At 39.8% G+C, this 23,760-nt stretch carries 23 protein-coding genes and 1 other annotated feature; of the genes, 12 read left to right on the plus strand and 11 right to left on the minus strand.

Annotation, left to right across the window (positions count from 1 at the left end; translation table 11 throughout):
- Window positions 1-7: 7 nt before the first annotated feature.
- From IGI46_RS22890 to IGI46_RS22905, 4 genes are all read right to left on the minus strand, one after another.
- Entirely contained in the window at window positions 8-1,078 is a 1,071-nt protein-coding gene (locus tag IGI46_RS22890) for a replication initiator protein A (protein ID WP_429974349.1), read from the minus strand.
- A gap of 634 nt (window positions 1,079-1,712) precedes the next feature.
- Window positions 1,713-2,273, minus strand: a complete 561-nt coding sequence (locus tag IGI46_RS22895; protein ID WP_429965567.1) for a hypothetical protein — start codon at window positions 2,271-2,273, stop codon at window positions 1,713-1,715.
- Between the two features lie 12 nt (window positions 2,274-2,285).
- On the minus strand, window positions 2,286-3,134 hold the full coding sequence (locus tag IGI46_RS22900) for a ParA family protein (protein WP_207702908.1): 849 nt from the start codon (window positions 3,132-3,134) through the stop codon (window positions 2,286-2,288).
- 1,473 nt (window positions 3,135-4,607) lie between these two features.
- On the minus strand, window positions 4,608-5,675 hold the full coding sequence (locus IGI46_RS22905) for an iron-containing alcohol dehydrogenase family protein (RefSeq protein ID WP_429965566.1): 1,068 nt from the start codon (window positions 5,673-5,675) through the stop codon (window positions 4,608-4,610).
- A gap of 138 nt (window positions 5,676-5,813) precedes the next feature.
- Window positions 5,814-6,049: a binding site (T-box leader), on the plus strand.
- A gap of 57 nt (window positions 6,050-6,106) precedes the next feature.
- On the opposite strand from IGI46_RS22905, the gene IGI46_RS22910 reads away from it, so the two are divergent.
- From IGI46_RS22910 to trhA, 6 genes are all read left to right on the plus strand, one after another.
- Window positions 6,107-6,931, plus strand: coding sequence for a MetQ/NlpA family ABC transporter substrate-binding protein (locus tag IGI46_RS22910; RefSeq protein ID WP_429965565.1), 825 nt, complete (start codon window positions 6,107-6,109; stop codon window positions 6,929-6,931).
- A gap of 16 nt (window positions 6,932-6,947) precedes the next feature.
- Window positions 6,948-7,964: a methionine ABC transporter ATP-binding protein gene (locus IGI46_RS22915; RefSeq protein ID WP_429965563.1), complete on the plus strand. Its 1,017-nt coding sequence runs from the start codon at window positions 6,948-6,950 to the stop codon at window positions 7,962-7,964.
- On the plus strand, window positions 7,961-8,623 hold the full coding sequence (locus IGI46_RS22920; RefSeq protein WP_207702912.1) for a methionine ABC transporter permease: 663 nt from the start codon (window positions 7,961-7,963) through the stop codon (window positions 8,621-8,623). Before IGI46_RS22915 ends, IGI46_RS22920 begins: the two co-directional genes overlap by 4 nt.
- Window positions 8,624-8,625: 2 nt before the next feature.
- Entirely contained in the window at window positions 8,626-9,405 is a 780-nt protein-coding gene (locus tag IGI46_RS22925; protein WP_429965562.1) for a carbon-nitrogen family hydrolase, read from the plus strand.
- Window positions 9,406-9,456: 51 nt separating this feature from the next.
- Entirely contained in the window at window positions 9,457-9,786 is a 330-nt protein-coding gene (locus IGI46_RS22930; RefSeq protein ID WP_429974350.1) for a hypothetical protein, read from the plus strand.
- Between the two features lie 87 nt (window positions 9,787-9,873).
- Window positions 9,874-10,512, plus strand: coding sequence for a PAQR family membrane homeostasis protein TrhA (trhA, locus tag IGI46_RS22935; RefSeq protein ID WP_207702915.1), 639 nt, complete (start codon window positions 9,874-9,876; stop codon window positions 10,510-10,512).
- Between the two features lie 60 nt (window positions 10,513-10,572).
- On the opposite strand, the gene IGI46_RS22940 is transcribed toward trhA, so the two are convergent.
- Entirely contained in the window at window positions 10,573-10,752 is a 180-nt protein-coding gene (locus IGI46_RS22940) for a hypothetical protein (protein WP_207702916.1), read from the minus strand.
- Between the two features lie 81 nt (window positions 10,753-10,833).
- On the minus strand, window positions 10,834-12,009 hold the full coding sequence (locus tag IGI46_RS22945) for an AI-2E family transporter (protein ID WP_429965560.1): 1,176 nt from the start codon (window positions 12,007-12,009) through the stop codon (window positions 10,834-10,836).
- Window positions 12,010-12,220: 211 nt separating this feature from the next.
- Between IGI46_RS22945 and glpK the strand changes: the two genes are divergently transcribed.
- Window positions 12,221-13,726, plus strand: coding sequence for a glycerol kinase GlpK (glpK, locus tag IGI46_RS22950; protein WP_429965559.1), 1,506 nt, complete (start codon window positions 12,221-12,223; stop codon window positions 13,724-13,726).
- 53 nt (window positions 13,727-13,779) lie between these two features.
- Here glpK and IGI46_RS22955 read toward each other — a convergent pair whose 3' ends face one another.
- The 4 genes from IGI46_RS22955 to dapA form a co-directional block, all read right to left on the minus strand.
- Window positions 13,780-14,910 carry a glycosyltransferase gene (locus IGI46_RS22955; protein ID WP_429966082.1) on the minus strand — a complete coding sequence of 377 codons (1,131 nt, stop codon included), beginning with the start codon at window positions 14,908-14,910 and terminating at the stop codon, window positions 13,780-13,782.
- A 122-nt stretch (window positions 14,911-15,032) separates the two neighbouring features.
- Window positions 15,033-15,746, minus strand: a complete 714-nt coding sequence (gene dapD / locus IGI46_RS22960) for a 2,3,4,5-tetrahydropyridine-2,6-dicarboxylate N-acetyltransferase (protein WP_429965558.1) — start codon at window positions 15,744-15,746, stop codon at window positions 15,033-15,035.
- A 10-nt stretch (window positions 15,747-15,756) separates the two neighbouring features.
- Complete coding sequence (dapB, locus tag IGI46_RS22965; protein WP_429965557.1) at window positions 15,757-16,512, minus strand: 4-hydroxy-tetrahydrodipicolinate reductase; 756 nt, start codon at window positions 16,510-16,512, stop codon at window positions 15,757-15,759.
- On the minus strand, window positions 16,509-17,399 hold the full coding sequence (gene dapA, locus IGI46_RS22970) for a 4-hydroxy-tetrahydrodipicolinate synthase (RefSeq protein WP_429965555.1): 891 nt from the start codon (window positions 17,397-17,399) through the stop codon (window positions 16,509-16,511). The genes dapB and dapA overlap by 4 nt, the downstream gene beginning before the upstream one ends.
- 493 nt (window positions 17,400-17,892) lie before the next feature.
- Here dapA and IGI46_RS22975 point away from each other — a divergent pair, with 493 nt between their 5' ends.
- Window positions 17,893-18,396 carry a CD3072 family TudS-related putative desulfidase gene (locus IGI46_RS22975; protein ID WP_429965554.1) on the plus strand — a complete coding sequence of 168 codons (504 nt, stop codon included), beginning with the start codon at window positions 17,893-17,895 and terminating at the stop codon, window positions 18,394-18,396.
- A 4-nt stretch (window positions 18,397-18,400) separates the two neighbouring features.
- Window positions 18,401-18,949 carry a CD3073 family putative ECF transporter S component gene (locus IGI46_RS22980; RefSeq protein WP_429965553.1) on the plus strand — a complete coding sequence of 183 codons (549 nt, stop codon included), beginning with the start codon at window positions 18,401-18,403 and terminating at the stop codon, window positions 18,947-18,949.
- 265 nt (window positions 18,950-19,214) lie between these two features.
- Here the strand turns inward: IGI46_RS22980 and IGI46_RS22985 are convergent, their stop codons facing one another.
- Window positions 19,215-20,162, minus strand: a complete 948-nt coding sequence (locus IGI46_RS22985; RefSeq protein ID WP_429965552.1) for a helix-turn-helix transcriptional regulator — start codon at window positions 20,160-20,162, stop codon at window positions 19,215-19,217.
- 166 nt (window positions 20,163-20,328) lie between these two features.
- Between IGI46_RS22985 and IGI46_RS22990 the strand changes: the two genes are divergently transcribed.
- The 3 genes from IGI46_RS22990 to IGI46_RS23000 all read left to right on the plus strand — a co-directional run bounded on the left by IGI46_RS22990 (window position 20,329) and on the right by IGI46_RS23000 (window position 23,759).
- The gene (locus IGI46_RS22990) at window positions 20,329-20,481 is read left to right on the plus strand and encodes a hypothetical protein (RefSeq protein WP_429974351.1); all 153 of its coding nucleotides are present in this window, start codon (window positions 20,329-20,331) and stop codon (window positions 20,479-20,481) included.
- On the plus strand, window positions 20,482-22,365 hold the full coding sequence (locus IGI46_RS22995; RefSeq protein WP_429974461.1) for an FAD-dependent oxidoreductase: 1,884 nt from the start codon (window positions 20,482-20,484) through the stop codon (window positions 22,363-22,365).
- Window positions 22,366-22,601: 236 nt separating this feature from the next.
- Window positions 22,602-23,759: a M20 metallopeptidase family protein gene (locus tag IGI46_RS23000; protein ID WP_429965550.1), complete on the plus strand. Its 1,158-nt coding sequence runs from the start codon at window positions 22,602-22,604 to the stop codon at window positions 23,757-23,759.
- The last annotated feature ends 1 nt before the right edge of the window (window position 23,760 follow it).

The raw sequence follows: 23,760 nt of genomic DNA on the forward strand, positions 1-23,760 counted from the left end.
GGGCCTCTTAAGCGCCATAAATAGGTTTTTTTGTGGTATTTTGCCTATTTTTATTAAATTTTTCTTTACTAAACACGTGTTTCACGCCTGAAAGCGTTGTTTCCAATTCTGGTGTTAGTTCATAATGATCCAATAAGTACTGCCGAGTTTTTTCTGTGAAATAGCCGCGCATAAAAGCAAAGAAAAAAGCTTCGATATTTTTAACTTTGTTAAATCGATAGATTTGTTCCAAAGCTTTTGCTACTGCATCTGCCAATCCATTTTTGTAGTACTCATTTTCTTCAAAGGTTAGTACTTTTGCCTCAGCTGGTAGTCCCGCCTTTAAAAATTGTTGGTTACTGACATACTTAGCTTTAAAAATAGTGTCCACAAACCATTTTGCTTTTTCATACTGTCCATCACAAAACGGTAGAAAACGCTGAAAAACTAAATTTGGAATCAATTGTGCATAACGTGCCTGTAAACCGGCAATCAATGCAGACTCTTTATCCACCTGTGGATAACTATTGCTGGCAGGCTCCATGTGTGTTGCATTTGTATTATTTGTTGTTTTTATTACTTGCTGTTTTTCTGTACTTGTCAGTAAATTTTGCGCGCTCGGAGCCGCAAAATTTGCATCTCGTTCAATTCCCCGGTTTTCCCCGGTAGTGGGTTCGATCATTCGCTTACTCGTCGTATAATTTTTGAAAGCCAACTTCACTACGGATCCTTCAGCCGGAGCCTCTGGGTTTGCCACATAAATTCGGTAGTTTTTCAAGCCATGACGAAGCACCTTGATCAAATCCAGCTCTGCCAAGCGATTTCTCAAGGTTGTGATTTTGCGTTCAGATACTCTTAATAAGTCAGCTGCTTCATCATTAGAAAAATAAATGTAAGGCAGTTGATTATCATCCAGCCAACTGCCATCCTGCCGACTGTTGTGGATACTGCAGGTCATACGCATGGTGTACAAAGCGTGCAGCATCATTGCTTCAATAGATAACTCTTGATATTTTGGATTATTGATTAAGTTTAGATCAATGGGCAGATAGTTCCCATTGGGTAAATTGGTTGCTGTCATTGCGTTAAAGGTAGACATGCCAATCGCTCCTTAAATTTTTATCGAAAAAAATTCTTAAGGATTTGAGAGCTGTCACACTATAAATGATTGAGAAAAGAGTGAATTTATAGTATAATAAATAGAGGTTAGTTAAACGCCAATTTTTCTAACCGATTGCTTAAATTTATATGTGACATGCTAATTCGCCAAAATTAGCTCAAACCTTGGGAGTTTAAAGATCGCCAAATCTTTAGACTCTTTTTTTTCGCTGTGCTTTACATGTATTAGAATAATGGATATAAAACGCGTTGTAAAGCGATTTGTTGCCATCTTTTTTTGAGGTTAACTTTTATAAATGTTATGAAGTGTATTATAGTTTACCGCAATTTGGCGGATAACTTTATTTGAGTTAACTTCAAATAAAGTTAAAATCTTTAAAAAGGTAAACTTAAATCAAAGAAGCATTAAGAACAGACGTTTGAAAAGTGTGGATAAACTCTTTGAGAATAGTCACTTTGTCTAAAAGATATCCACAGCTTTGGATTATCCACAACTCCAAAAAAGTAAACCGTAATCGCAAATGCTCCTTTAAAAAAGTAAACTTTAATCATAGTTTCTCAAAAAAAAAGTAAACCACAATTCATCTTTTAAAGATAATTGGAGTTTACTTTTTTTAGTTGTTTTTCTCATCATTTTCTAATTCAGCGAATAATTTCTGATATTTAGGCTTCTCTTTGTACTCTTCCATCGCTGTTTCTTCCACATGATTCAAGAAATCTCGGTCATCCTTGGACAATTCTTTCTCAATGTAGTATTCATACAGCCAGTCAAACATCTTATCCGGTGTATACCCGTCAAACTTAGCATTGATCAGGTTTTGAATCCGAATTTTTGTGCGTGCCGAAATCTTTTGCATCTCCAAAGCCTTAAGCCGCGGATCGTAGTATTGCCGTTTACGTCCCCGCTTTCCAACTTCCTCATCAGCAGAGACTGCAGGTGTCGGGGCAGATGGACGTGATTGCGGTTCAACAAAATGACTGCGATCAATCGTGTTTTCCGGTTTGCTGGTGGTCTTCTTAATTGGTGCATTAGCTAGCAGATCCTTGGAACTAGGCTTTGGTTTAGTGGCTGTCTTTTCGGTCTGCTCTTGATTGGAGTATTCGGACATTTTCTCAATGCCCTTATTCTTCTTGTTCGCCGTCAAAAGCGAGTCTAGCTTCATCTTTTTCGCCATTTAACGTCTCCCCTATTCACCCGATAATAAGTAACGATGCTCATCAATTTCATCTAAAATATGCACAAACACCTCATGCGCCCGGTTATCCCATTGCTCTACCTTGCCATTTTTATTGATATCATAGGTAATCCCAGAGCCGTCATAGCGTTTCAAGCGGCTTTGGTTCAAGACAACGGTGTTCAATAAGTGACCGCCATAGATGCCCTTTGCTGTTTCATAGATCTCTTGATCGACCGAATCTCTTTTTTGCATCATAAATGGAATGATTCCGACTACTTCCAGCTCCGTTTGATACTGTTCAACGAAAAAATTCATGTAGTCGATGTAGTTCTGGGCCCCTTTAAGTGATTTCACCTGGGTCTGCAGAATGACAATAACGTATTCTGCCACATACATCGCAGCGTTTGAATACGTACTGATCGTCGGCGGTACGTCAATGTAAATTACGTCATAGACCGACTTCAATGAAGAAATAAGCTTGTCCATGTATTGGAACTGCGACAACTTATCATTAGGAAACATCGAGATCATGTAATCCGGAAAGTCAGAGAACGAAATATTGGCTGGGATCAAGTCCAAATTCGGCATAATATTATAGATAGAATTAGAAATGTCCCCTGTTCGGACCGCTTCCCAAATTGTTGAATCAAATTCATCCGGCAGCTCGCTGTTGCCAAAGTTCTCTGCAGTCAATGACAATACGTCACTAGTGTTTCCTTGAGGGTCCAAGTCAATAACCAAGGTCTTCCGGTTCTTTCTGAAGGCACTCTCAAAGGACAACATTTGTACGGTGGTTGATTTACCCACACCACCTTTAAAGTTTCCGACAACATATGTCTGAGCTTTCTGTTCTGCCATATACTACTACTCCCCTATCCTGTGTAAGACTCTTTTAAAGTTTACTATAATTCCCAGCAAAATACAATAAGGTTTACTATTAACGAGGAAAACAGGAGGTAAACCGCAATCATTTAAGGTTTACCGTGAATAACAGCTTGAGAGACAAACGGCTTTTATTGCGGTAAACTATAACTATATGAATAAGGATTACTCTATTTACTCATGTAAAGTTTACTTTATTAAGAAATAAGGTATACTATTTTCTAATTAAGGTAAACTTCTTGTTAACAGAAATACTGTAAACATAGCGATACAGACAGCAAAAAGTAAACTTCTAGATAATTGGAGTTTACTCTAAAAATTTTAGAAGTATACTTTATAGTGTAAATCGACTAGGTTCTCTCAGAGATAAGAAGCATAAGGTAAACTTTAGTTAGTTTAATTAAGGTATACTTTCTATCTTCAGAAATACTAATATAACAGTCATCTGAAATAAAAAAAGTAAACCTTTATAGAACATTTGAGGTAAACTCTAAATACTAATCTGACTTGGCTGCTACTGTAGGAAGAGAGTTTAAAGTTTACCTTTACCAGTATAATTAGCATAAGAATTGAAGTAAACTTCAAAAATCAAAGGTTTACCCTAACTCCACAGAAGAAAATGTACAGTATAGAGCGTTTTCGATGGGTATCTTTAAAGGTAAACTCCTAAATATATGGGATAAAAAGTAAACCTTTAACAACATAAAAAAAGTTTACTTCAAATTTAAACACTGATCTGTAGGTGCTTATTTAGAGTATACTGTATAAGTATTTATATATAAGGTAAACTTTAATCATTTGAAGTTTACCGTTTGACACAGACCCGTAAGTACAAATATGTGAAAGTAAACCATAATTCGTTTCATAAAAAGTAAACCGTTAGTAGACAGTTCCAAGGTTTACTTTAAGGATAAACATTGATATAATAACTTTTATTTAAGGTATACTTCATAATGGTATTATTAAAAGGTAAACTGTATATCAATAAAGTAAACCGCATTTGTCATTGTTGAATCATGTAGAGAGTGTGTATTAAAGGTGAACCTCAATAATTAACCATTAAAGTAAACTTTTACTCATATTGTTTTAAAGTAAACTTTTACATCCAGGATTTATTTAACAGCGATTATTTAAGGTAAACTTAAAATAAGATAATTATTAAAAGTTTACTTTATATAAAAAGGTTTATCTTAATTACCCAATAAACAGAGCCATCTCAACAATTCTCTTCCTATAAAGGTAACCTTCAAATCATAAAGTAAACCTTTAATCCGTCTTGTAACAAAAAGGTAAACCTCAAATGATAAAGGTTTACTTTAATGTATATTTTAAAAAACCTTGCTATAACAGCAATAATTCTATAAATACATAAAAGTTAACCGCAAAAAATCCTATCAGAGTCAGACTCCAATAGGATTAAAGTAAACTTTATTTAGTTAAGGTAAACTTTTAAAGGGATTCGACCACCTGAATCGCTTGATAAACCTGCTCTGAAGTAATTGTCGGGTCAATCATTCTAAAGGTTTCTTCTTCACAGGCGGCATGGTCGGTACAAGGCTTCAACGCCTCTGCATCTGTTTGAGTTACATTCAGTTCAGCCAGCTTTAATGGTAAACCAGTTGCTTGATAGAAGTCCTTCAGCTTTATGATTTCGTCAATCTCATTGGTATGAGCCAATTGAACCAAGATACCATAAGCTACTTTGTTGCCGTGCAGCTGATTGTGAGTGGATTCCAAATAAGAAAGGCCATCATGGATTGCGTGGGCGCCAGCTGAACGTCCGTAGGTAGCGGCAAAGCCGCCAGTTTCTCCCGCCAAACCGACAATCGTATCAGTTACTCGTTCAAAGGCTGGCGTGATTTGTTTGCTTTCTAAGTCTTTAATGCCTTGGATGGAATCCTCCAATAGAATATCTAAAATCACCTTCGCACTAGCTATTCCCAAACGAATGTAAGCGGTCTTATCGTCTGGTGACAGCTGTTCGGTGATCCCTTTGATTTCATACCATTTAGCGAGGGTATCCCCAATTCCAGCTACAAAATAGTCCTTAGGGGTAGCTAGCAAGAAGTCATAATCGACTAAGGTTAAGTACGGCGCCTTTTTCATGAAGCCCATCTCTCGGAAAGTGCGATCCGGGTGATACACCGCAACAATGGGAGTAAACGGTGCACAGTTTGAGATCAGGGTAGGGACCATGATAGCATCGATGTTCATTTCATCAGCCACTAGTTTCCCAGTATCTAAGACTCGTCCACCACCGATAGCGACGATCACATCAGCTTCACCGATTTCTTCAGCGATTCGGTGAGCATCTTCGCGGCTGGCACTGCCATTATAGCGAAACACTGGATATTCTAGTTCTTTTTTATAGTAATCTGAAAAGATTTGGTAAGAAATAGTTCCAGTAACGACGGCTACTTTTTTGAATGGTGCTAAGTATTGAGGTAATTCGTGTAAAATATTCTTTCCAGTGGCGTAACGATTGGCGCCAGGACGTACTTCGGTTGCTAGGTTCATTAAAGCTTCAGCTCCTTGGTTTTTGAATTGAAACCAGTCTAAGCTTTTCTATTATTAAAGTCAACTGTGATTTCGATGAAATAAAAAGGTTGACAAATGAAAAATAGATGAGTAATATACGTAACATATCAAAAAGCTAAAAACGTGATGAAGAGAAAAGTATAAATGATTAAGCATCAAAGAGAGTCTGGGTAGGTGAGAGCCAGGCATGTGGAAGCATTTAGAAAATGGTCTCTGAATGGTGACGTCGATAAGTAGGCGTCAACGGGGTAGCGCTCGTTAGATACGCTCTAGTATGCATACGTACTAGTGAAGGCAAGAGTTGTGAGACTTTTGCGAACAAAGGTGGTAACGCGAGTAAACTCGTCCTTTTCTGACTCATTAAAGCAGAAAAGGACGAGTTTTTTTTAGCTTAAAATTAGGAGGAATTCATGATGAAAAAAACGCACAAATTATTAGTAGGAACATTCGCAACAGCTGCACTATTACTGACAGGCTGCGGTGGCGGCAATGCCCAATCAGAAGCTTTAAATGAAAAAGAGGTGACTGTCGGCGTTACCTCTGGCCCGCATCAAGAGATTTTAGAAGAGGTAGCCAAGCAGGCGGAAGAAGATGGTTTGACCATTAATATTAAAGCCTTTGATGATTACAATACACCGAATACGGCCCTAAATGACGGTGATTTGGATGCCAACAGCTACCAGACGATTCCGTTTTTGGATCAGCAGGTGAAGGATAAGAGCTATGAAATTGAGCAAGTCTTTGAGACGGTGGCCTTTCCATTAGGAGTTTATTCGGAACAGATTAAGAAATTGGATGAATTGAAGAGCGGCGACAAGGTCGGTGTACCGAATGATCCCACCAATGAATATCGGGCCTTGAAACTATTGCAGGACGCAGGTGTAATCACTTTGAAGGATGGCGTTAAGGTCCAAGCCACTAAGAATGATGTCGGAGAAAATCCAAGAAACATCGATATTGTGGAGCTGGAGGCTTCCCAGATTCCATCTCAATTAGGTGAGCTTACGGCGGCGGTGATCAATACTAACTTTGCCTTCAGTGCGGGTTTGACAATTAATGATGATTCAATTTATCATGAACCGCTAGTGGACAACCCGTATCCGAATGTATTTGTGGTTCGCAGCAGCAACAAAGACGATGCAGTCGTTAAGGAAATTGAAAAATACTACCATTCAGATGAAACAAAACAATTTATTGAAGAGAAATACAAAGGTTCGGTTGTACCAGCCTTTTAGTGAGGAGGATAAGCAGATGATTGAGTTGAAGCAGGTATCGAAAACTTATCAACAGAAAAATAAAACAATTGAAGCAGTGAAGGAAGTTAATTTATCCATTAAGAAGGGCGAAATCTTTGGGGTAGTAGGCTATTCAGGAGCCGGTAAGTCAACTTTGATTCGCATGATCAACTTTTTGGAGCCGCCTACCCAAGGCGAGGTTTGGATCAATCAGCACAATCTAAACGAATTAACTAAGAAGGAATTGCTGCTGGCGCGCAGGAAGATCGGCATGATTTTCCAGGGCTACAATCTGCTTTCGACTGCCACAGTTTATGAAAATATTGCCAAGCCGTTAAGCCTGGAAGGTGTGCTAGATGAGGAAATCAAGCTGCGGGCAGAAAAGTACTTAACTTTGGTTGGGTTGATGGATCGCAAAGATAATTATCCTGCGCAGCTTTCAGGCGGTCAAAGACAGCGGGTAGCCATCGCCCGGGCTTTAGCCCATGAGCCGGAGATTTTGCTTTCGGATGAAGCTACCAGCGCTCTTGATCCGGAAACCACCGAATCGATTTTGGAGCTTTTGTTAGAGATCAATCAGGAGTTGGGGATCACCATTTTCCTGATTACCCATGAAATTGATGTGGTTCAGCGCATTTGCGATCGGGTGGCGGTGATGGAGGAAGGAGAGATCATCGAAGAAGGTCCGGTGATTGAAGTCTTTACCCAACCGAAAAAAACCACTACTAAACGCTTTATTGGTGCTAACGAAAATTATAATGTGCCAGAGGAAGTGTTGAATCACTACAAGCGCACTGGCCGTCTGCTGTACCTGCAGTTTATTGGTGACGAGGCCACCGAGCCAGTATTAGCCAAAGTGGCGCAGGATTATACAGTAACACCGAACATTTTAAGCGGAAATATTAGTTACTTAAAGGATCAACGCCATGGACAGCTGTTGGTTCAGTTGGCTGGCGGCAGTGAAGATGATTACCAAAATGCCAAAGACTACATCGCATCACAAGGCGTTTTTATTGAGGAGGTTCAAGCATGACACAATTTTTTGAACAATGGGGAGCCGTCATTTTAGAGGGCTTAGGACAGACATTGATCATGGTAGTGATCGGTTTGGGCATTTCCATCATCGTCGGCATTCCTCTAGGGGTGCTACTGGTGTTGACGCGCCCGGGCGGCTTAAATAGCAGTCACGCGTTGTACTCTGTATCTAACTGGCTAATTAATATTTTGCGATCACTGCCATTTATTATTATGCTCTTTCTGATTTTGCCAGTGACCAAATTTATTATGGGAACCACCATTGGTGTCAGAGGTGTGCTGCTGCCGTTGATTGTGTACACGGCACCTTATTTGGCCCGCTTGGTGGAAACTTCACTATTAGAAGTGGACGGAGGAGTGATTGAAGCCTATCAGTCCATGGGCATCAGTAATTTCAATATCATTAAGACTGTTTTGCTGCGGGAAGCCCGTGGCGGAATTATTCGTGGTTTGACGATTGCCATGATCGGCTTGATTGGTGCGACAGCGATGGCTGGCTTAGTGGGTGCCGGTGGATTAGGAAGTATCGCTTACCAATATGGTTTTTTACGGAATGAACCTGCTGTAATGTATGGTACAATTCTTTTATTGATTATCTTAGTCCAAATCGTTCAGTCGATAGGCAATTTTATCGCAAAAAGCCTAGATCGGAGTTAACCATGAGAATTACCTTACTGCAATTGGATATTCAATTCGGTCAGCCAGAAGCTAATATGTTCCATGTGGAACAGTGGTGTGAAACAGCTCAACTTGTTCCGCACAGCTTAGTGGTGCTGCCGGAAATGTGGAATACGGGCTATGATTTAACTCGCTTAGCTGAAATTGCGGACACAGACGGCCGGCAAACTCAGCAGATGCTGTCACAACTGGCTAAAAAGTATCAGATTTACCTTGTAGGCGGTTCTGTCGCCCTTAAACGGGGAAATAAGTATTACAATACTACTTTTGTTTACGGGCCAGCAGGAGAGCTGTTAGGTAGCTATGACAAAGTCCATCTCTTTCGTTTGATGAAGGAAGAACAATTTTTGACGGCTGGTAATAGTAGTTTGTCAGTAAACATGGCAGAGACGGTTCTTTCCAATGTGATCTGTTACGATTTGCGCTTTCCTGAGTGGTTTCGCAAGCAGGCCAGCGAATCGGGGACTCAACTATTTGTTGTACCAGCACAATGGCCACTAGTGCGCATTGAAGCCTGGCGCAAGCTTTTGCAGGCTCGGGCAATCGAGAATCAAGCCTTTGTTGTCGGTGTAAATCGTGTCGGTTCAGACCCTGATAATCAATTTGGCGGACATTCAATGATTGTCGATCCGTTAGGGCGAATTGTTTTAGAACTGGATGATAATGAAGCAACTGGCTCAGCGACGATTGAGTTATCATTAATAGAAGAGGTACGAAGAGGTATTCCGATTTTTCATGATCGGCGTCCTGAACTTTATTAGACCTGAAAGGGTCTTTTTTTTAACCATTGACAGAGAAAACAGTATAATAAAATGAAGAGAGTAACAATTAAGGAGACTACTATGAAAGCAAAAGATTTATTAGCCGCTCTGCAGGTGGATACAACAGGCAAGTTAAATAGCTTATCAACAATGATTTATGTTTACGCTGATATTGGAGAAAAGCCAGTAAAAGAATTGCATTTGGATACAGCGGATGACCAGATTGAAATTAGAAAAGATCTTAAACAGCCTGCGTTAACGATGAAGGAGTTTGTTGACATTCTGAATCGTCACAAAGAAGCCAATTTATATTTGATAAAGGAAGAAAAGAAGCTGATTTATGGCTATCGCCTAATTAAAGATGGAATTGTCATTGGTTAAGAAATTCAATCTAGTTTTGGGAACTAGATTGAATTATTTTTATAATCATGTTATGATGTTGTCAACAAATAATTTGAGGTGAATTGTATGAATGCAGAGTTTAGTCGCAAGTATTTAATTGCAAATGAAGTGTTAAATGCTGTAACACATGGAATTGCAGCTGTTTTGAGTTTAGTAGGAGTTGGTTTCTTATTGCAAAAGGCATCTACTAATATTGACTATGTTTCTTTTGCCATTTACGGTGTATGTTTGTTTGTCTTGTTCTTTGCTTCTACTATGTATCATAGCTTGATCTTTACTAAGGCGCGCAAAGTTTTTCAGGTCTTTGATCATTGCTCCATCTTTTTACTAATTGCCGGCACGTATACACCATTTTGTCTGCTTCGTATCAAAGGGACATTGGGAATTATTTTGTTGGTAGTTATTTGGCTAGCGGCAATTACCGGAATTATTTATAAGAGCTTGACCTTGACGAAAAGAAACAGTGTTTCCAATATGTCAACGATATTATATAACGTAATGGGGTGGGCAGTAGTTATCGCTTTACCTACCTTATATCAAAGTATTGGTATTAAAGGTTTACTTTTATTAGTTGGTGGGGGACTTTCTTATTCAGTTGGCTCTTTATTTTATAGCATGAAAAGCAAGAAATTTACTCATGTTATATGGCATTTGTTTGTTATATTAGGAGCATTGCTGATGTTCTTTGTGGTTTACCTTTATTAATTGAATAGAACCACATAAAGTAAAAAATTCACGGTTCATTTGAACCGTGAATTTTCTTACTTATTTTTTTGCTTCGTCTAAAGCAATTTCGTAAGCTTCAACTTGAGCATATAAGCGTTGGATTTGAATTTCGTTTTCAATGTAGTTGATTGAGTTGCCTAAGCTTTCGCTGCGGCGATCTTCTAGACGTTCAACTTCTTTTTTTGCTTCGATTAACTTACTATTTAGAAATTTTTCCATGATCCTTCACTCCGTTTCTTTTACTACCTCTAAATTAGCACTTCCGTTTGAAAATTACAAAAGAATGGTCTTGAGAATCAACTATAAGTAATCATCTTCTGAGAAATCGGTATTTTCATATGTCCCTTTATCTCCGAAATAATGATTGTAGCGCTGTTTAAACTTCCGGAAGGTGAAGACCACTAACAACTTAATCATTGAATAAATTGGTATCCCGAAGATTACTCCAACTAGTCCAAGTAAATCACCCATAACCAACAAGACAATTAGGATGGTTACTGGATGAATTTTCAGGCGATCACCCATTACTCGAGGAACGACTAAGTCTCCATGGAGCATTTGGACCGCGAACCAGGCGATAACGAATTTAACTACCATAAAGGTTGAATCCTGAAAGGCAATAAAAAGTCCTGGGAAAAAGGCTAAAAAGGCGCCGATGTAGGGAACAATGCTTAGGATACCCGCTGCAATTGCAATGACCGTAGCGAACTCCATGCCAATTAATAAAAAGACTATCCAATAAATGGCTCCTAGTAAAAGAGAAGCAATCACTTGCCCCTTTAAGAAAGCTCCCAACTGCTGATTAGCAATTTTCGTCAATTCCTGCACATCTTTACGGAACCTTGGCGGTACAATCGCAATAAATGATTGATACAGCTTGTGAGGATTCTTAATTAAGAAGAAGGCCACAATCGGTCCAGTAAATAAAGTAATGGCCACACTAGAAACGGCTGAAAAGATCGTGCCTAGTCCTTGAGCTCCTTTTTGCCAATTACTGGCAATAAAGTTGGCAAAGTCCTTCACAATTGAATCAATTGAATTCAAAGCTTCGTTTGATTGAGCAGCGAAGGGTGTATTATCTAACAGATTTTGAACTGTTCCCTGAAAATCATTAAAGAATCCCGGAAGCTGTTCAAATAAATCAGAGGCTTGGCGTTCTACAATTGGTCCTAGCTGAAAGCCGCCAATTACTAAAGCTCCTAAAATCACGATATAGCTTAGTCCGATGCTTAATCCACGCGACAGGCCTTTCTTACTAAGAAAGTTAACAATTGGATTAAACAAATAATAAAGCAGCAGTGCAAAGATCATTGGTGGCAAAATTGTGGTAAAAATAACTACCAATGGGTGAAAAATGAAAGAAATCTTGTTTAATAGGTAGACGGTAACTGATAAAAGAGCCACCAGCCCGATTAAATAGTAGGATGTTTTTCCGCCAAAAAAAGCAACTAACGGCGATTTAGCGTCCTTTTTCAAAAAAAGCACCTCGTTTCGATTTTATTTCTTTTAAGTATAACGAAAGATTAAGGTTGTGTATATGTGAAAGTTTCAATTGATTTTCAATTGTGTAAAAAGGGACAAAATTGCATCATTTGAAAGCGTTTTTCTTTGTGGTATATTTAAGATGTAAATTTACTTTTTGGAAACTTTTACTGTGATAAAAAAGCAAAATAAAGGAGCGGAACGCATGGAATCTTACATTATGTCGATTGACCAAGGAACAACTTCTTCACGCGCGATCATTTTTGATAAGGCCGGAAAAGAAGTCGCTTCGTCGCAAAAAGAATTTAAGCAGTATTTTCCTAAGTCAGGGTGGGTGGAACACGATGCCAATGAGATATGGAATTCAGTTCAATCAGTAATTGCAGGAGCTTTGATTGAGGGCAGTTTAAAGCCTGATCAAATAGAAGGAATTGGGATCACGAATCAACGGGAAACAACGGTAGTCTGGGATAAGGAAACTGGATTGCCAATCTATCCGGCGATTGTCTGGCAATCGAAACAAACTAGCAAGATTGCTGATGAGTTAAAAGATGAAGGACATCAAGAAATGATTCAGAAGAAAACTGGATTACTGATTGATTCTTATTTCTCAGCTACTAAGGTTAAATGGATTTTAGATCATGTAGACGGTTCTCGGGAGCGAGCAAAAAACGGTGAGCTGTTGTTTGGTACCATCGATACTTGGTTGGTTTGGAAGTTAACGGGAGGCAAAGTTCACGTAACTGATTACACCAATGCTGGTCGTACCATGCTCTATAATATTTATAAGTTAGAGTGGGATGAAGAAATCCTGCAGTTGTTGGATATTCCGAAGGTGATGCTGCCAGAAGTAAAATCAAACTCTGAAATTTATGGTTATACTGAAGACTACCATTTTTATGGTAATAATGTTCCGATTGCCGGTATGGCAGGTGACCAGCAAGCCGCATTGGTTGGCCAATTAGCCTTTGAAAAAGGGATGGTTAAAAATACTTATGGAACTGGTGCCTTTATTGTTATGAACGCTGGTGAAGAACCGATCCTATCGGGAAATGGATTGCTAACAACAATTGGCTACGGTATTGATGGGAAGATTACCTACGCGTTAGAAGGAAGTATTTTCGTTGCCGGCTCAGCAATTCAGTGGTTGCGAGACGGTTTGCGCATGTTCAAAACAGCACCAGAATCAGAAGACTATGCGAAACGTGTAGAGGATAGCGGCAATGTTTACATGGTTCCGGCATTTACTGGTTTGGGTGCGCCTTATTGGGACCAAGAAGCACGAGGTGCAATCTTTGGTTTAACCCGTGGTGTGACTAAAGAACATTTTATTCGGGCAACCTTGGAGTCCTTGGCTTATCAAACTGCCGATGTTGTAAAAACGATGGCGATGGATTCTGGCACAGATATCAAATTACTACGGGTGGATGGGGGAGCATCTAAGAATGATTTGCTGATGCAATTCCAGGCGGATATTTTACAGACACCAGTAGAACGAGCACCGTTCTTAGAAACTACAGCATTAGGAGTAGCTTATCTAGCAGGGTTGGCAGTTGGCTACTGGGAGGATATTGAAGAAATCAAGAAGTTCAAGGAAGATGGTATTTGCTTTGAACCGAAGATGGCTCAGGAGCGGACCGATGATCTATACGCTGGTTGGCAGGAAGCAGTTCAGGCGACCATGCAGTATAAGCATCAACCGAAAACTTAAGAATGACAGGCAGCCAAGTCTAAGGTGATTTGGCTGCCTGTTTGTGATTATTTTTAGCCTAAATACTTTTGACTGATAAACCTTGCGGCGTTAACAGCACCATCTGCGTGAAAATTTTCCGCTAATTGTTGTGCTTTGTGCTGATAATCATCGCTTTGAATACTCTCAATGGCTTGACGCAGTTTGGTTTCGGAAAATGGTTTAGGCTTCAAGCGAATGGCATTGCCATAGTGTTCGCAGTATTTGAGATTCATGACCTGCTCCTGTTGAAGACCGAAACCGATGAAGGGTTTACCTGACAGACAGGCTGTTTGAACGGTTCCTTCACCGCCATGAATAATCGAGAAGCTTAAATAAGAACCCAATAAGGGAGCTGGCAGCAGATCTGTGATCATAATTGATGATTCTTGAAATTCAGCGATCGCTTTTTCAGAAAGGTATTGTTTGATCGGTGCTACCACTAAAAAATTTAATTCGCGAAGAACGTTTAAAATATTCAAGGCTAAATCTGAATTTCCCGAGCTGCCTAATGCAAAATAAACAATCGGTCTATTTTCTTGTTGTGCCGCCAATAAGGTATTCTGTAAATTATCAGGTAGCGAATCTCCCAATTGAGCAAAAATCGGTCCAACATTATGATAGTTTTGGGGATACTTTTGCCAGCTGGTAAACTCACGAAATGTGGTAATTAGATTTTCATCCCCATCTAACAAGTCAATACTATACTTTGGCAGCGACAGCTGATGCTCTCTGGCCACCGCCCTAAAAGCTTTCGGCTGCCATTTAACCTTCAATAAAAAAATGTCCAGTAAGGATTGTCGGTCATTTTCCAGCTGCGGCCGCGACATAGCATAGGGTTTAACATAAACCAAAGGAATTTTGGCAATCCGAGCACTAAGAAAAATCGTGACATTGGTTCCGGTAATAATTGCGGCGGGGCGTTTATCAGCAAGGTAGCTCAATTCACTGTTAACTCGGGAAGCAACTAACTCCTTCGTAAAAGGATTTTTCACAGATTTCATTTGATCTAGGTCCATAATCTGCTGCTCCTGTTTTTTGGTTAAGATTGGGGAAAGCAGGGAAAAATCAAAACCGTTTTGACTAATTAGTGGAGCATATGTTGGTGAAAAACCAAAAAAGTGACAGTCACAGCTTTTTTTCAGCTGTTTAGCAACTTCAATCATCCGAGTAGTCTCAGCTAAGTTAAAGGTGGCCGGGGCAAAGACAATTACTTTTTTCAAGGGTACTGCAAACCTCCTTTTATGATAGAAAAATGCGCACCTTTAACAAGATGCGCATAAAAAATCTATTTGCGAAGGTCATCCAAAAATTCGGTTTTTCCAGCCGTTTTTTCGTCCTTCATTTTGATAACACGTGCGGGTGAACCAGCAACAACAGCTCCAGCTGGAACATCTTCAGTTACAATGGCTCCTGCAGCTACCACCGCATCTTTACCGACACGCACGCCTTCCAATACTACTGCATTGGCACCAACTAATACGTTATCTTCAACAATAACCGGAGTAGCACTAGGCGGCTCAAGAACACCAGCCAGAACTGCACCTGCTCCAATGTGTGCGTGTTTTCCAACGGTTGCACGAGCACCTAAGATGGCTCCCATATCGATCATGGTTCCTTCGCCGACTTCAGCGCCGATATTAATGATGGCTCCCATCATAATTACTGCGTTATCGCCAATCTCCACCCGGTCGCGGATCATTGCGCCGGGTTCAATCCGAGCATTTACTTTAGTAAAATCAAGCATTGGAATAGCGGAATTGCGGCGATCATTTTCAACATGACTTTCCAAAATACGATCTGCTTGTTGTTCCAACAATGCTGTTACTTCTTGGGCATTACCAATCCAGATCCAAGAGTGTCCTTGACCGAAAATTTTTACCTTGTCACTTTTAACGCCAGCCAAGTCGCCTTGGACGTAAGCTTTAACCGGTGACATTTTTTCTGCATTTTTAATATATTTAGCGATCTCATATGGATCGGTTAACTTCTCTTGGGTCATGTGTAAATCCTCATTTCTCGTCAATTAGTTGTTCCATGTCATATAAGCCAGCAGGTTTCTGACTGACATATTTGGCTGCTTTCACCGCACCGTTAGCAAAAATGTTGCGGGAAAGAGCTAAGTGGTTTAACTCAATTACTTCATCTGGTCCAGCATATAATACAGTATGCTCTCCAGGGATCGTACCACCGCGAACAGCATGAATACCAAGTTCGGACAGCGGGTTGGTCAGATCATTACCATGGCGACCATAAATATAAGTTTTCTTTTCCTTCACTGCATCATTGACTGCATCAGCTAAAAGCAGTGCAGTTCCGCTCGGAGAATCTTTCTTTTGGTTATGGTGCTTCTCAATAATTTCCATGTTGAAATCATCCTCTAACAAAGGTGTGATTTCGCGAATCGCCTTAGCCAACAGGTTAATTCCGATCGACATGTTAGCCGAAAAGAAGACAGCTGTTTTTTTGCTGGCAGCCAATAGCTGTTGTTTAGTTTCTTCATCTAAACCAGTAGTAGCAATCACAACTGGCAGTTGTTTTTCAACACAATACGCCAACACAGCTGGTGTAGCAGTGTAGTGTGAGAAATCGATCACTACGTCAGCTGCTACATCACAGTCAGCCATGGTTTGAAAAGTAGGGAATTCCGCCGAAAAGGCCTCACGATCGACACCGGCAACAACCTGCATGTCTGTTTCGTTGGTGATCATTTCCTGTAGAACTTTCCCCATGCGGCCATTGGCACCGTTCAAAATGACCTTGATCATGCTTGAACCTCCAAGCCGTATGCTGTCATTTCTTTCTTCAAGCGTTCAACCGTTTCTGGCTGCGCTTCACTTAGAGGCAGACGGAAGTTTGGATCAATTTTGCCTAGCAAACCAACGGCTGTTTTTACCGGAATTGGGTTTACTTCACAGAATAAAGAATGAATTAACGGCAATTGAGCGAGCTGCAACTCTCTAGCTAAATCATAGTTGCCATCTAACACAGCCTGTGCTAATTCGTGAGTCTGTCTTGGTGCAATATTAGCGATAGTTGAAATAATTCCTTTTCCGCCTAAAGCCATCAATGGCAGAACCTGATCGTCATTGCCAGAGTAGACAGTAAAATTGTCGGAAGCTAAGCGACAAATGTCAGCAATTTGCGAAATATCGCCGCTGGCTTCCTTAATACCAACGATATTAGGGATAGTAATTAATTTTTCTACCATTGCAGGAGTCAAATTCATATTAGTACGTGACTGTACTGAATACAAAATAATTGGCAGTTTTACACTTTGTGCGATTTTCTCGTAGTGTAAAAATAAGCCAGTATCTGAGGCTTTATTATAGTAAGGAGTTACGATTAATAAAGCATCGGCGCCTACACTTTCTGCCCCAGTAGATAGTTCGATGGCGTGGTTGGTGTCATTTACGCCCGTACCGGCAATAATCGGTACCCGACCAGCTGCTTTTTTCACAACGGCCTCAATAACACTGATATGTTCATGATTAGCTAATGTGGATGCTTCACCTGTAGTACCACAGGCGACAATCGCATCAGTACCCTCATTAATTTGCCATTCCACTAACTCGTCTAAGCGTTTATAATCAACTGCACAGTCTTCTTTCATTGGTGTAACGAGAGCGACTGCTGTACCTTCAAAGATGCTCAAATAAAACACTCCTTTGTTTGTGATTTAAAAGGATGAAAAAGCTTGAAAAACCAATAGATAATCCTTTAATTATTCGAATTATATACCAAATCATTAGAACCTGTCTATTCGTTTTCTAATCCTTTTTTCGCAAATGAATAAAAACTCAAGAAATTCACATTGAAAAGCATCTTTTATACAAGGAAAAAGAGATTGTCCAAAAGGTGGTTTGACAGGGAGTGTATACTCGCTATAATCAGATCAGAGACGTCTTTCCACGAAGAAAAGATTTTTTTGTGAATACAAGCACATGTGAGTTAATCATGTCATCATCAAAGATTTGTCTTCATATAGAAAGGGGAGGACTGCGATGTATAGAAATTATTCTTGAGTTTGAGAAAAAGCAAAACTTAGAGTTTCTAAGAGAATAGATTGCCTGTTTTTCAAGCTGAATGAGTTTTTGTTTGTCGTGAAAAGACCTCTCCTTCAGTTGGATAAAGCAAGGTAAATAGAAATGGATGAAAAAATGAATCAACCAAGCAAGAAATTAGTAGCGGTTTCTCATTGTATTTTGAATCAAAATGCTGTAATTCATGGATGGGAACGGGCTAGTGGAGCATTTCCTTTCGCTCTTGAACTGCTTAAGCAGGGGGTTGCGATGATTCAATTGCCTTGTCCTGAATTCATAACACTGGGGGCTAATCGACCACCGATGACCTATGAAGAATACGCTCAAATTCCGAATTATCGCAAGATTTGCCGCGATCTGTTATTGCCAATCCTCCAGCAAATTCAGGCTTATCAACAAGAAGGCTATGAGTACCTGGGAATAATTGGTATTAATGAAAGCCCTAACTGCTCAATTACTGATCAGCGGGGTGTTTTAATGGAAGAATTTTTTTCATTGTGTGAGGTGTTCGCTGTTTCCTCAGACTTTTTTGAGGTGCCCGTTTGGTACAGCGAAGATCATCAAGAGAACATGACTGGGCTGTTAGCTCAATTTATGGAAAGAGGTTAATAAATTGAAAAATACCACGAAAGTTTTAGCAATGTGTGCCATTGCGGTAGTATTAAATGTAGTATTGGGAGAAGCGGTATCTATGTTAAAAATTCCTTTACTGTTTTTAGACACGATGGGAACAATTTTTATCGCGGCTAACTTTGGGATGAAATATGGAATTCTGACGGGTGTAACGACAAATCTACTAATGGGTCTAATTAGCGGCCCTTTGTCGATTCCCTTTGCTTTAGTAAATGTTGCGGTAGCTATTGTGGTTGCTCTAGTGGCCAAAAAAGGCTTCTGTTACAAACAGGCCTTGATTGCGGGTGTGTTGTTGGCAATTATTTGTCCTATGATCGGTGCTCCAATTCGGTTAGCTTTATTTGGCGGTTTTACAGGATCAGGAACTGATATTGTTATTTTAGCTTTAAGAGCTTCTGGTAAAGAGATGATTAGTGCTACTTATTGGGGAGCAGTCGCTGGAAATATTGTCGATAAAATTGTTTCTTGTTTAGTAGTTGCTTGGTTTATTAAGCTTCCGCAGTTGAAAAAATATACAGCATCTTTTTAATTGATTACGGGGTAACATAAATTCTATATAATTAAAAAAAGGAATAGCAATCCACTACGAGCTTTTTCACTTAGGTGATTGGCTCGTTTTTATTTACAACTAGCAGCCTTTACACACTAAGAGAGGTTTGGTAAAAGCATATGCTAAACAAAAGATGTTTGCACTCGTCAGGAAAAGGGAAAGGATCGATAATCAGAGAGGAGAAAGCAATAAAAAAGCTTTCCCAAACCTTCATTAACGAGGATGGGAAAGTATTGATTGAGGTTCAATTGAGTAACGGACAATCGCTAGAGACAAAGTTCTTTTGATCTAAAAGTGACTGCATCTTTCGTCGATATTGCAAAGGAGACTGCTGGTATTTCTCTTTAAAGCATTTGCTGAAGTAGGCGGAATTATTGAAGCCGCATTGAAAAGCGATCGACGTAGCAGGTTGATTAGACTGAAATAGTTTGACAGCAGCTAAGGCTAAGCGGGCATCTTTTACGTAACCGCTGAAGGATAATCTAGCAGTTTGGAAGCCCTTTTGCAAAGTGCGAGTCGATATTTGGCAAGCCTGTGCCGTTCTTTCCAGCGATAATGTTGCATCCCATAGATAGGAACGAATATAATCTGCAGCTTGATTCAAAAGCAGTTCCTCTGTAGAGTAGGATTTCTTTTGACCTAACCAGTCTCTCAACAGAGTAAGAAAATGATGTAAAATTAATCTATTTTCTTCCATTGAAATATGGTTAAACTGTTGTTCAAAGATAAACATGCTTTCAAGTAAAAAGCGAGCAAGACCATTTGAGCAATCCAAAACCACACTGGTAGTAATCGGATTAAGTAAATTTCGGGTATAACCGTTTTTTTCAATGAACAAGTTAATTCCTTCAGTTGGTCGTTGGCGATCATAGATGCTGATAGTGTTTAAATCAAAAATACCGATACTATAATCCTTCAAGATATTTTTCTTGTTATCGTCAGTATGAACTTCATATCCATGGCGGATAAATCGTAATGCTAAATACTCTTGCGGAGTATCAGGAATCCGAGAGAAAATACCTTTTGAACAATCAACAACACTATAGGTTAAAATCGCATCATCCAGTTGGTGGATACGAGAAACGGTCAAGCTGTCAGCAGCTGGACTTTTAATAGTATAGCGAAAATTCAAATGAGCCAGTCCTTTTGAATAATCTTGCGCTTTTAAAAAGCGTTGACACTTATGTTCCATGGATACTTGCTCCTCTCGCGTGATTCTTATAGGGCAACTGCGTAAAAGTGATAGTCTTTTTACAATAGGATCGTATACTTAAAGTATAAAGCATGATAGGTTTTTCACAAGCGTTTTTTGTCAGGAAAGTTCGATTGCCTTAAAAAATGTAAGAGGAGGAAACGTTATGGAAACAAAGTATCAAGCACTCTTTTCGCCATTGAAAGTAGGATCGGTGGAGCTGCCGAATCGAATTGCTATGATGCCGATGGGAGTATTTTCTCCACGTTTGTTGAACATGGACACCGTCGCGTACACTAAAGACGGTGCAGATTACTAGATTGAGCGCGCCAAGGGTGGTACTGGGCTGATTATTACCGGATTGATGCCAGTTGTTGACAACATGGGTTTTTGTATTCTAAGTAATCCTGAAGGTTATGTGAAGGACATGAAGTATTTGACCGAAGGGGTTCATGCAGCCGGCGGTAAAGTTTTTGTTCAGTTGACTGCTTTAACAGGTCGGGCTAATCATGGCTTAACGGGTATTACACCGGCTCCAGCACCGATTCAAAATGTTTGGGATCCAACCAAGATGGATATCGGAATGACCAAGGATGAAATTAATCAATACGTGAAGAATTTTGCGGAAGGTGCGAAGCTGGTTCAGGATGCCGGCGGAGATGGTGTGGAAATTCATGCGGTTCATGAAGGATACCTTCTTGATCAATTTGTTATTTCCTTCTTTAACCGTCGGACTGACGAATATGGTGGTTCTTTAGAAAATCGTTTGCGAATTATTAAAGAAATTGTAGAAGCAATTAAGGAAAAATGCGGTGTAGATTTTCCAGTATCCATGCGATATAGTGTGAAAAGCTATATCAAAGATTTTAACCGAGGTGCAATTCCAGGTGAAAAATTTGAAGAAAAAGGTCGTGACTATGAAGAGTCCTTTGTTGTGGCGAAAAAGCTGGAGGAATTTGGCTATGATATGCTGAACTGCGATAACGGAAGCTATGATTCGTGGTTCTGGGCACATCCACCAATGTATATGCCGAAAGCCTGTAATCTAGAAGATGTCATGAAATTAAAAGATGTAGTAGATATTCCGATTGTGTGTGCTGGACGCTTTGATAATCCAGAATTAGCTAACCGGGTAATCGAAGAAGGCAAATTAGACATGATGGGTATGGGACGACCTTTGTTAGCTGATCCAGAAATTGTGAACAAATTTGCGGAAGATCGTTTAGCAGATATTCGACCATGTATCTACTGTCATCAAGGCTGTTTAGGTCGAATATTCCAAGGCAAAGATATTTCCTGTGCAGTGAATCCTGCCTGCGGTCGTGAAAAAAGTTTTGCTTTGACACCTGCTGAAACACCTAAGAAAGTTTTAGTAGTCGGTGGGGGAATCGGCGGAATGGAAGCTGCTCGGGTAGCGGCCATTCGCGGTCATCAAGTAGATCTCTTGGAAAAAACCGATCAACTAGGTGGTGTATTTGTAGCAGCAGCAACACCAGATTTCAAAGAAGATGATCGGCAGTTACTCGAATGGTACAAGAAACAAATGAAGGATTTAACTATCAATGTGCAAATGAACACCGAAGTTACCGAAGCTATGACCAAAGGGTATGATGAAATTTTTGTTGCCACGGGTGCCAATGAAAGAAAATTGCCTATCCCGGGCTTCGAGAGTGAACATGTAGCCTACGCAATTGATGCCCTGCGTCACAAAGAAATTACTGGAGAAAACGTAGTAATTGTTGGCGGAGGTTTGACCGGTTGTGAAATTGCCTATGATTTGGCTCGCAAAGGTAAAAAGGTAACTATCATTGAAGCTAGCGAAACCATTATAAACGCATTTGGTTTATCGGCAGCTAACTATAATATGATGATGGAGCTTTTGGAGTACTATAAAGTAACGGTCATAAAAAATGCGGTTGTTGATAAATACGAAAACGACATTGCCTATGTGACCGAAATGGTCAAAAACTATCCTAACGTGGCCAATCGTGCACAGCACATGTTTGCTCTTGGAGTTCAAGGCATGCCGAAACCCCATGAAATTCCGGCGGATGATATTGTGGTTTCAGTGGGCTATCTACCAGACGATCGACTATATAAAGCAGTCAAAGGTGAACATGTACATTTGATTGGTGATGCTAAGAAGCCGACTAATGTAATGGATGCAATTTGGGCAGCTTACGAAACTGCAATGAGGGTTTAGTTTTGTGCTTATATAATAGAAGTATTCATTAGCTTCTTTTGAAAGTAAAAGAAAAAAGGCAAACTTGAGAAGAACTTTTGTCTCAATGTTTGCCTTTTTGACGTGTTTAGTTTAAAGAAGGCAAAAAGATATTCACCTTCACTAGACAATCTGCGCATTTGTACTATAATATTAGAAACTGTCAATACTATTTTAATCGAATAAACAGAATAATTTCACTGATGAAGGATGATACGATGATTGAGCTTGAGATACAAGAATTAGAAGAATTAGTCACTAAGATGCGCCGAGACCTACATCAAATTCCCGAATTAGGTTTAGAAGAATTTCAGACAGCTAACTATATTCGTGAGAAGCTGGCTTCTTTTGGCATTACAGAAATCTATGAAGTGGTTAACACAGGAACGATTGCGGTAATCCGGAGTGAACGACCAGGTAAGACAATAGCTTATCGTTCAGATATCGATGCCTTGCCGGTAGAGGAACAAACAGGCTATGATTTTGCTTCAAAAACATCAGGAAAAATGCATGCTTGTGGACACGATGGTCATATGTCAACTCTGTTAGGGTTTGCAGGCTATTTAACAAATCACCCGGAAAAAGTTCGAGGAACAATTGTTTTGGTTTTTCAACCAGCTGAGGAAGGACCAGGTGGCGCTCAGTTAATCGTAGATACAGGGATTTTACAAGAGTTAGGTGTAGAAGAAATTGTGGGACTACATGTTTTTCCAGATTTGCCCGCGGGTAAAATTTCTTGTCGTCCAGGACCGATGATGGCGCGCAACGCCGAAGTGACGATTATTGTTAAGGGACTAAGTTCTCACGGCGCTCAACCACAGCAAGGAGAAGATGCAATCGTGGCAACTGGTGGAATTATTTCCGGATTATCCAGTATTTTAGCCCGTAACATCAGCCCATTAGATAATGTTGTTTTAACTTTTGGAACCATTCATGGTGGAGAAGCGATGAATATTATCGCTCAAGAGGTCACTTTACATGGTACGATGCGAGCTTTTGATGATAAGGTTTACGATGAAGTCGTTCGACGGATTGATCTAATTGCTTCGGAGATTGCTAAAGGTTATGGTTGTGAAGCGGAAGTTATTTTCAATCATATGTATCGAGTGGTGGATAACAATCCTCGTATGGTGGAAGCCTTGGAAAAAGTTGCAACTGATTATTATGTGGAAACACCGCCATATTTAATTGCGGAAGATTTCTCAATGTATCAAACCGTTATGCCGGGAATGTTCTTCTTCTTGGGTATCCGTGATGAAGAAAAAGGATACACATATCCTTTACACAGCGGAAAAATGAAATTTGATGAAAAGCACTTATTATTAGGAATTCAAACGTTTGTAAACTTAATCGACGCATTGAACGAGGGGGAATAAT

It is taken from the genome of Enterococcus sp. AZ163, from assembly GCF_050498925.1.
GTDB classification, from domain to species: Bacteria; Bacillota; Bacilli; order Lactobacillales; family Enterococcaceae; genus Enterococcus_A; species Enterococcus_A ferrettii.

Bases quoted from the DNA above. Each gene is read 5' to 3' on its own strand.
- IGI46_RS22920 (WP_207702912.1), top strand. From the start codon at position 7,961: ATGACACAATTTTTTGAACAATGGGGAGCCGTCATTTTAGAGGGCTTA.
- IGI46_RS22910 (WP_429965565.1), top strand. From the start codon at position 6,107: ATGATGAAAAAAACGCACAAATTATTAGTAGGAACATTCGCAACAGCT.
- IGI46_RS22955 (WP_429966082.1), bottom strand. From the start codon at position 14,910: ATGATTGAAGTTGCTAAACAGCTGAAAAAAAGCTGTGACTGTCACTTT.
- IGI46_RS22925 (WP_429965562.1), top strand. From the start codon at position 8,626: ATGAGAATTACCTTACTGCAATTGGATATTCAATTCGGTCAGCCAGAA.
- IGI46_RS22895 (WP_429965567.1), bottom strand. From the start codon at position 2,273: ATGGCGAAAAAGATGAAGCTAGACTCGCTTTTGACGGCGAACAAGAAG.
- IGI46_RS22975 (WP_429965554.1), top strand. From the start codon at position 17,893: ATGGATGAAAAAATGAATCAACCAAGCAAGAAATTAGTAGCGGTTTCT.
- IGI46_RS22900 (WP_207702908.1), bottom strand. From the start codon at position 3,134: ATGGCAGAACAGAAAGCTCAGACATATGTTGTCGGAAACTTTAAAGGT.
- dapD (WP_429965558.1), bottom strand. From the start codon at position 15,746: ATGACCCAAGAGAAGTTAACCGATCCATATGAGATCGCTAAATATATT.
- IGI46_RS23000 (WP_429965550.1), top strand. From the start codon at position 22,602: ATGATTGAGCTTGAGATACAAGAATTAGAAGAATTAGTCACTAAGATG.
- dapB (WP_429965557.1), bottom strand. From the start codon at position 16,512: ATGATCAAGGTCATTTTGAACGGTGCCAATGGCCGCATGGGGAAAGTT.
- trhA (WP_207702915.1), top strand. From the start codon at position 9,874: ATGAATGCAGAGTTTAGTCGCAAGTATTTAATTGCAAATGAAGTGTTA.
- IGI46_RS22930 (WP_429974350.1), top strand. From the start codon at position 9,457: ATGAAGAGAGTAACAATTAAGGAGACTACTATGAAAGCAAAAGATTTA.
- IGI46_RS22890 (WP_429974349.1), bottom strand. From the start codon at position 1,078: ATGTCTACCTTTAACGCAATGACAGCAACCAATTTACCCAATGGGAAC.
- IGI46_RS22985 (WP_429965552.1), bottom strand. From the start codon at position 20,162: ATGGAACATAAGTGTCAACGCTTTTTAAAAGCGCAAGATTATTCAAAA.
- IGI46_RS22905 (WP_429965566.1), bottom strand. From the start codon at position 5,675: ATGAACCTAGCAACCGAAGTACGTCCTGGCGCCAATCGTTACGCCACT.
- IGI46_RS22915 (WP_429965563.1), top strand. From the start codon at position 6,948: ATGATTGAGTTGAAGCAGGTATCGAAAACTTATCAACAGAAAAATAAA.
- glpK (WP_429965559.1), top strand. From the start codon at position 12,221: ATGGAATCTTACATTATGTCGATTGACCAAGGAACAACTTCTTCACGC.
- IGI46_RS22990 (WP_429974351.1), top strand. From the start codon at position 20,329: ATGGAAACAAAGTATCAAGCACTCTTTTCGCCATTGAAAGTAGGATCG.
- IGI46_RS22940 (WP_207702916.1), bottom strand. From the start codon at position 10,752: ATGGAAAAATTTCTAAATAGTAAGTTAATCGAAGCAAAAAAAGAAGTT.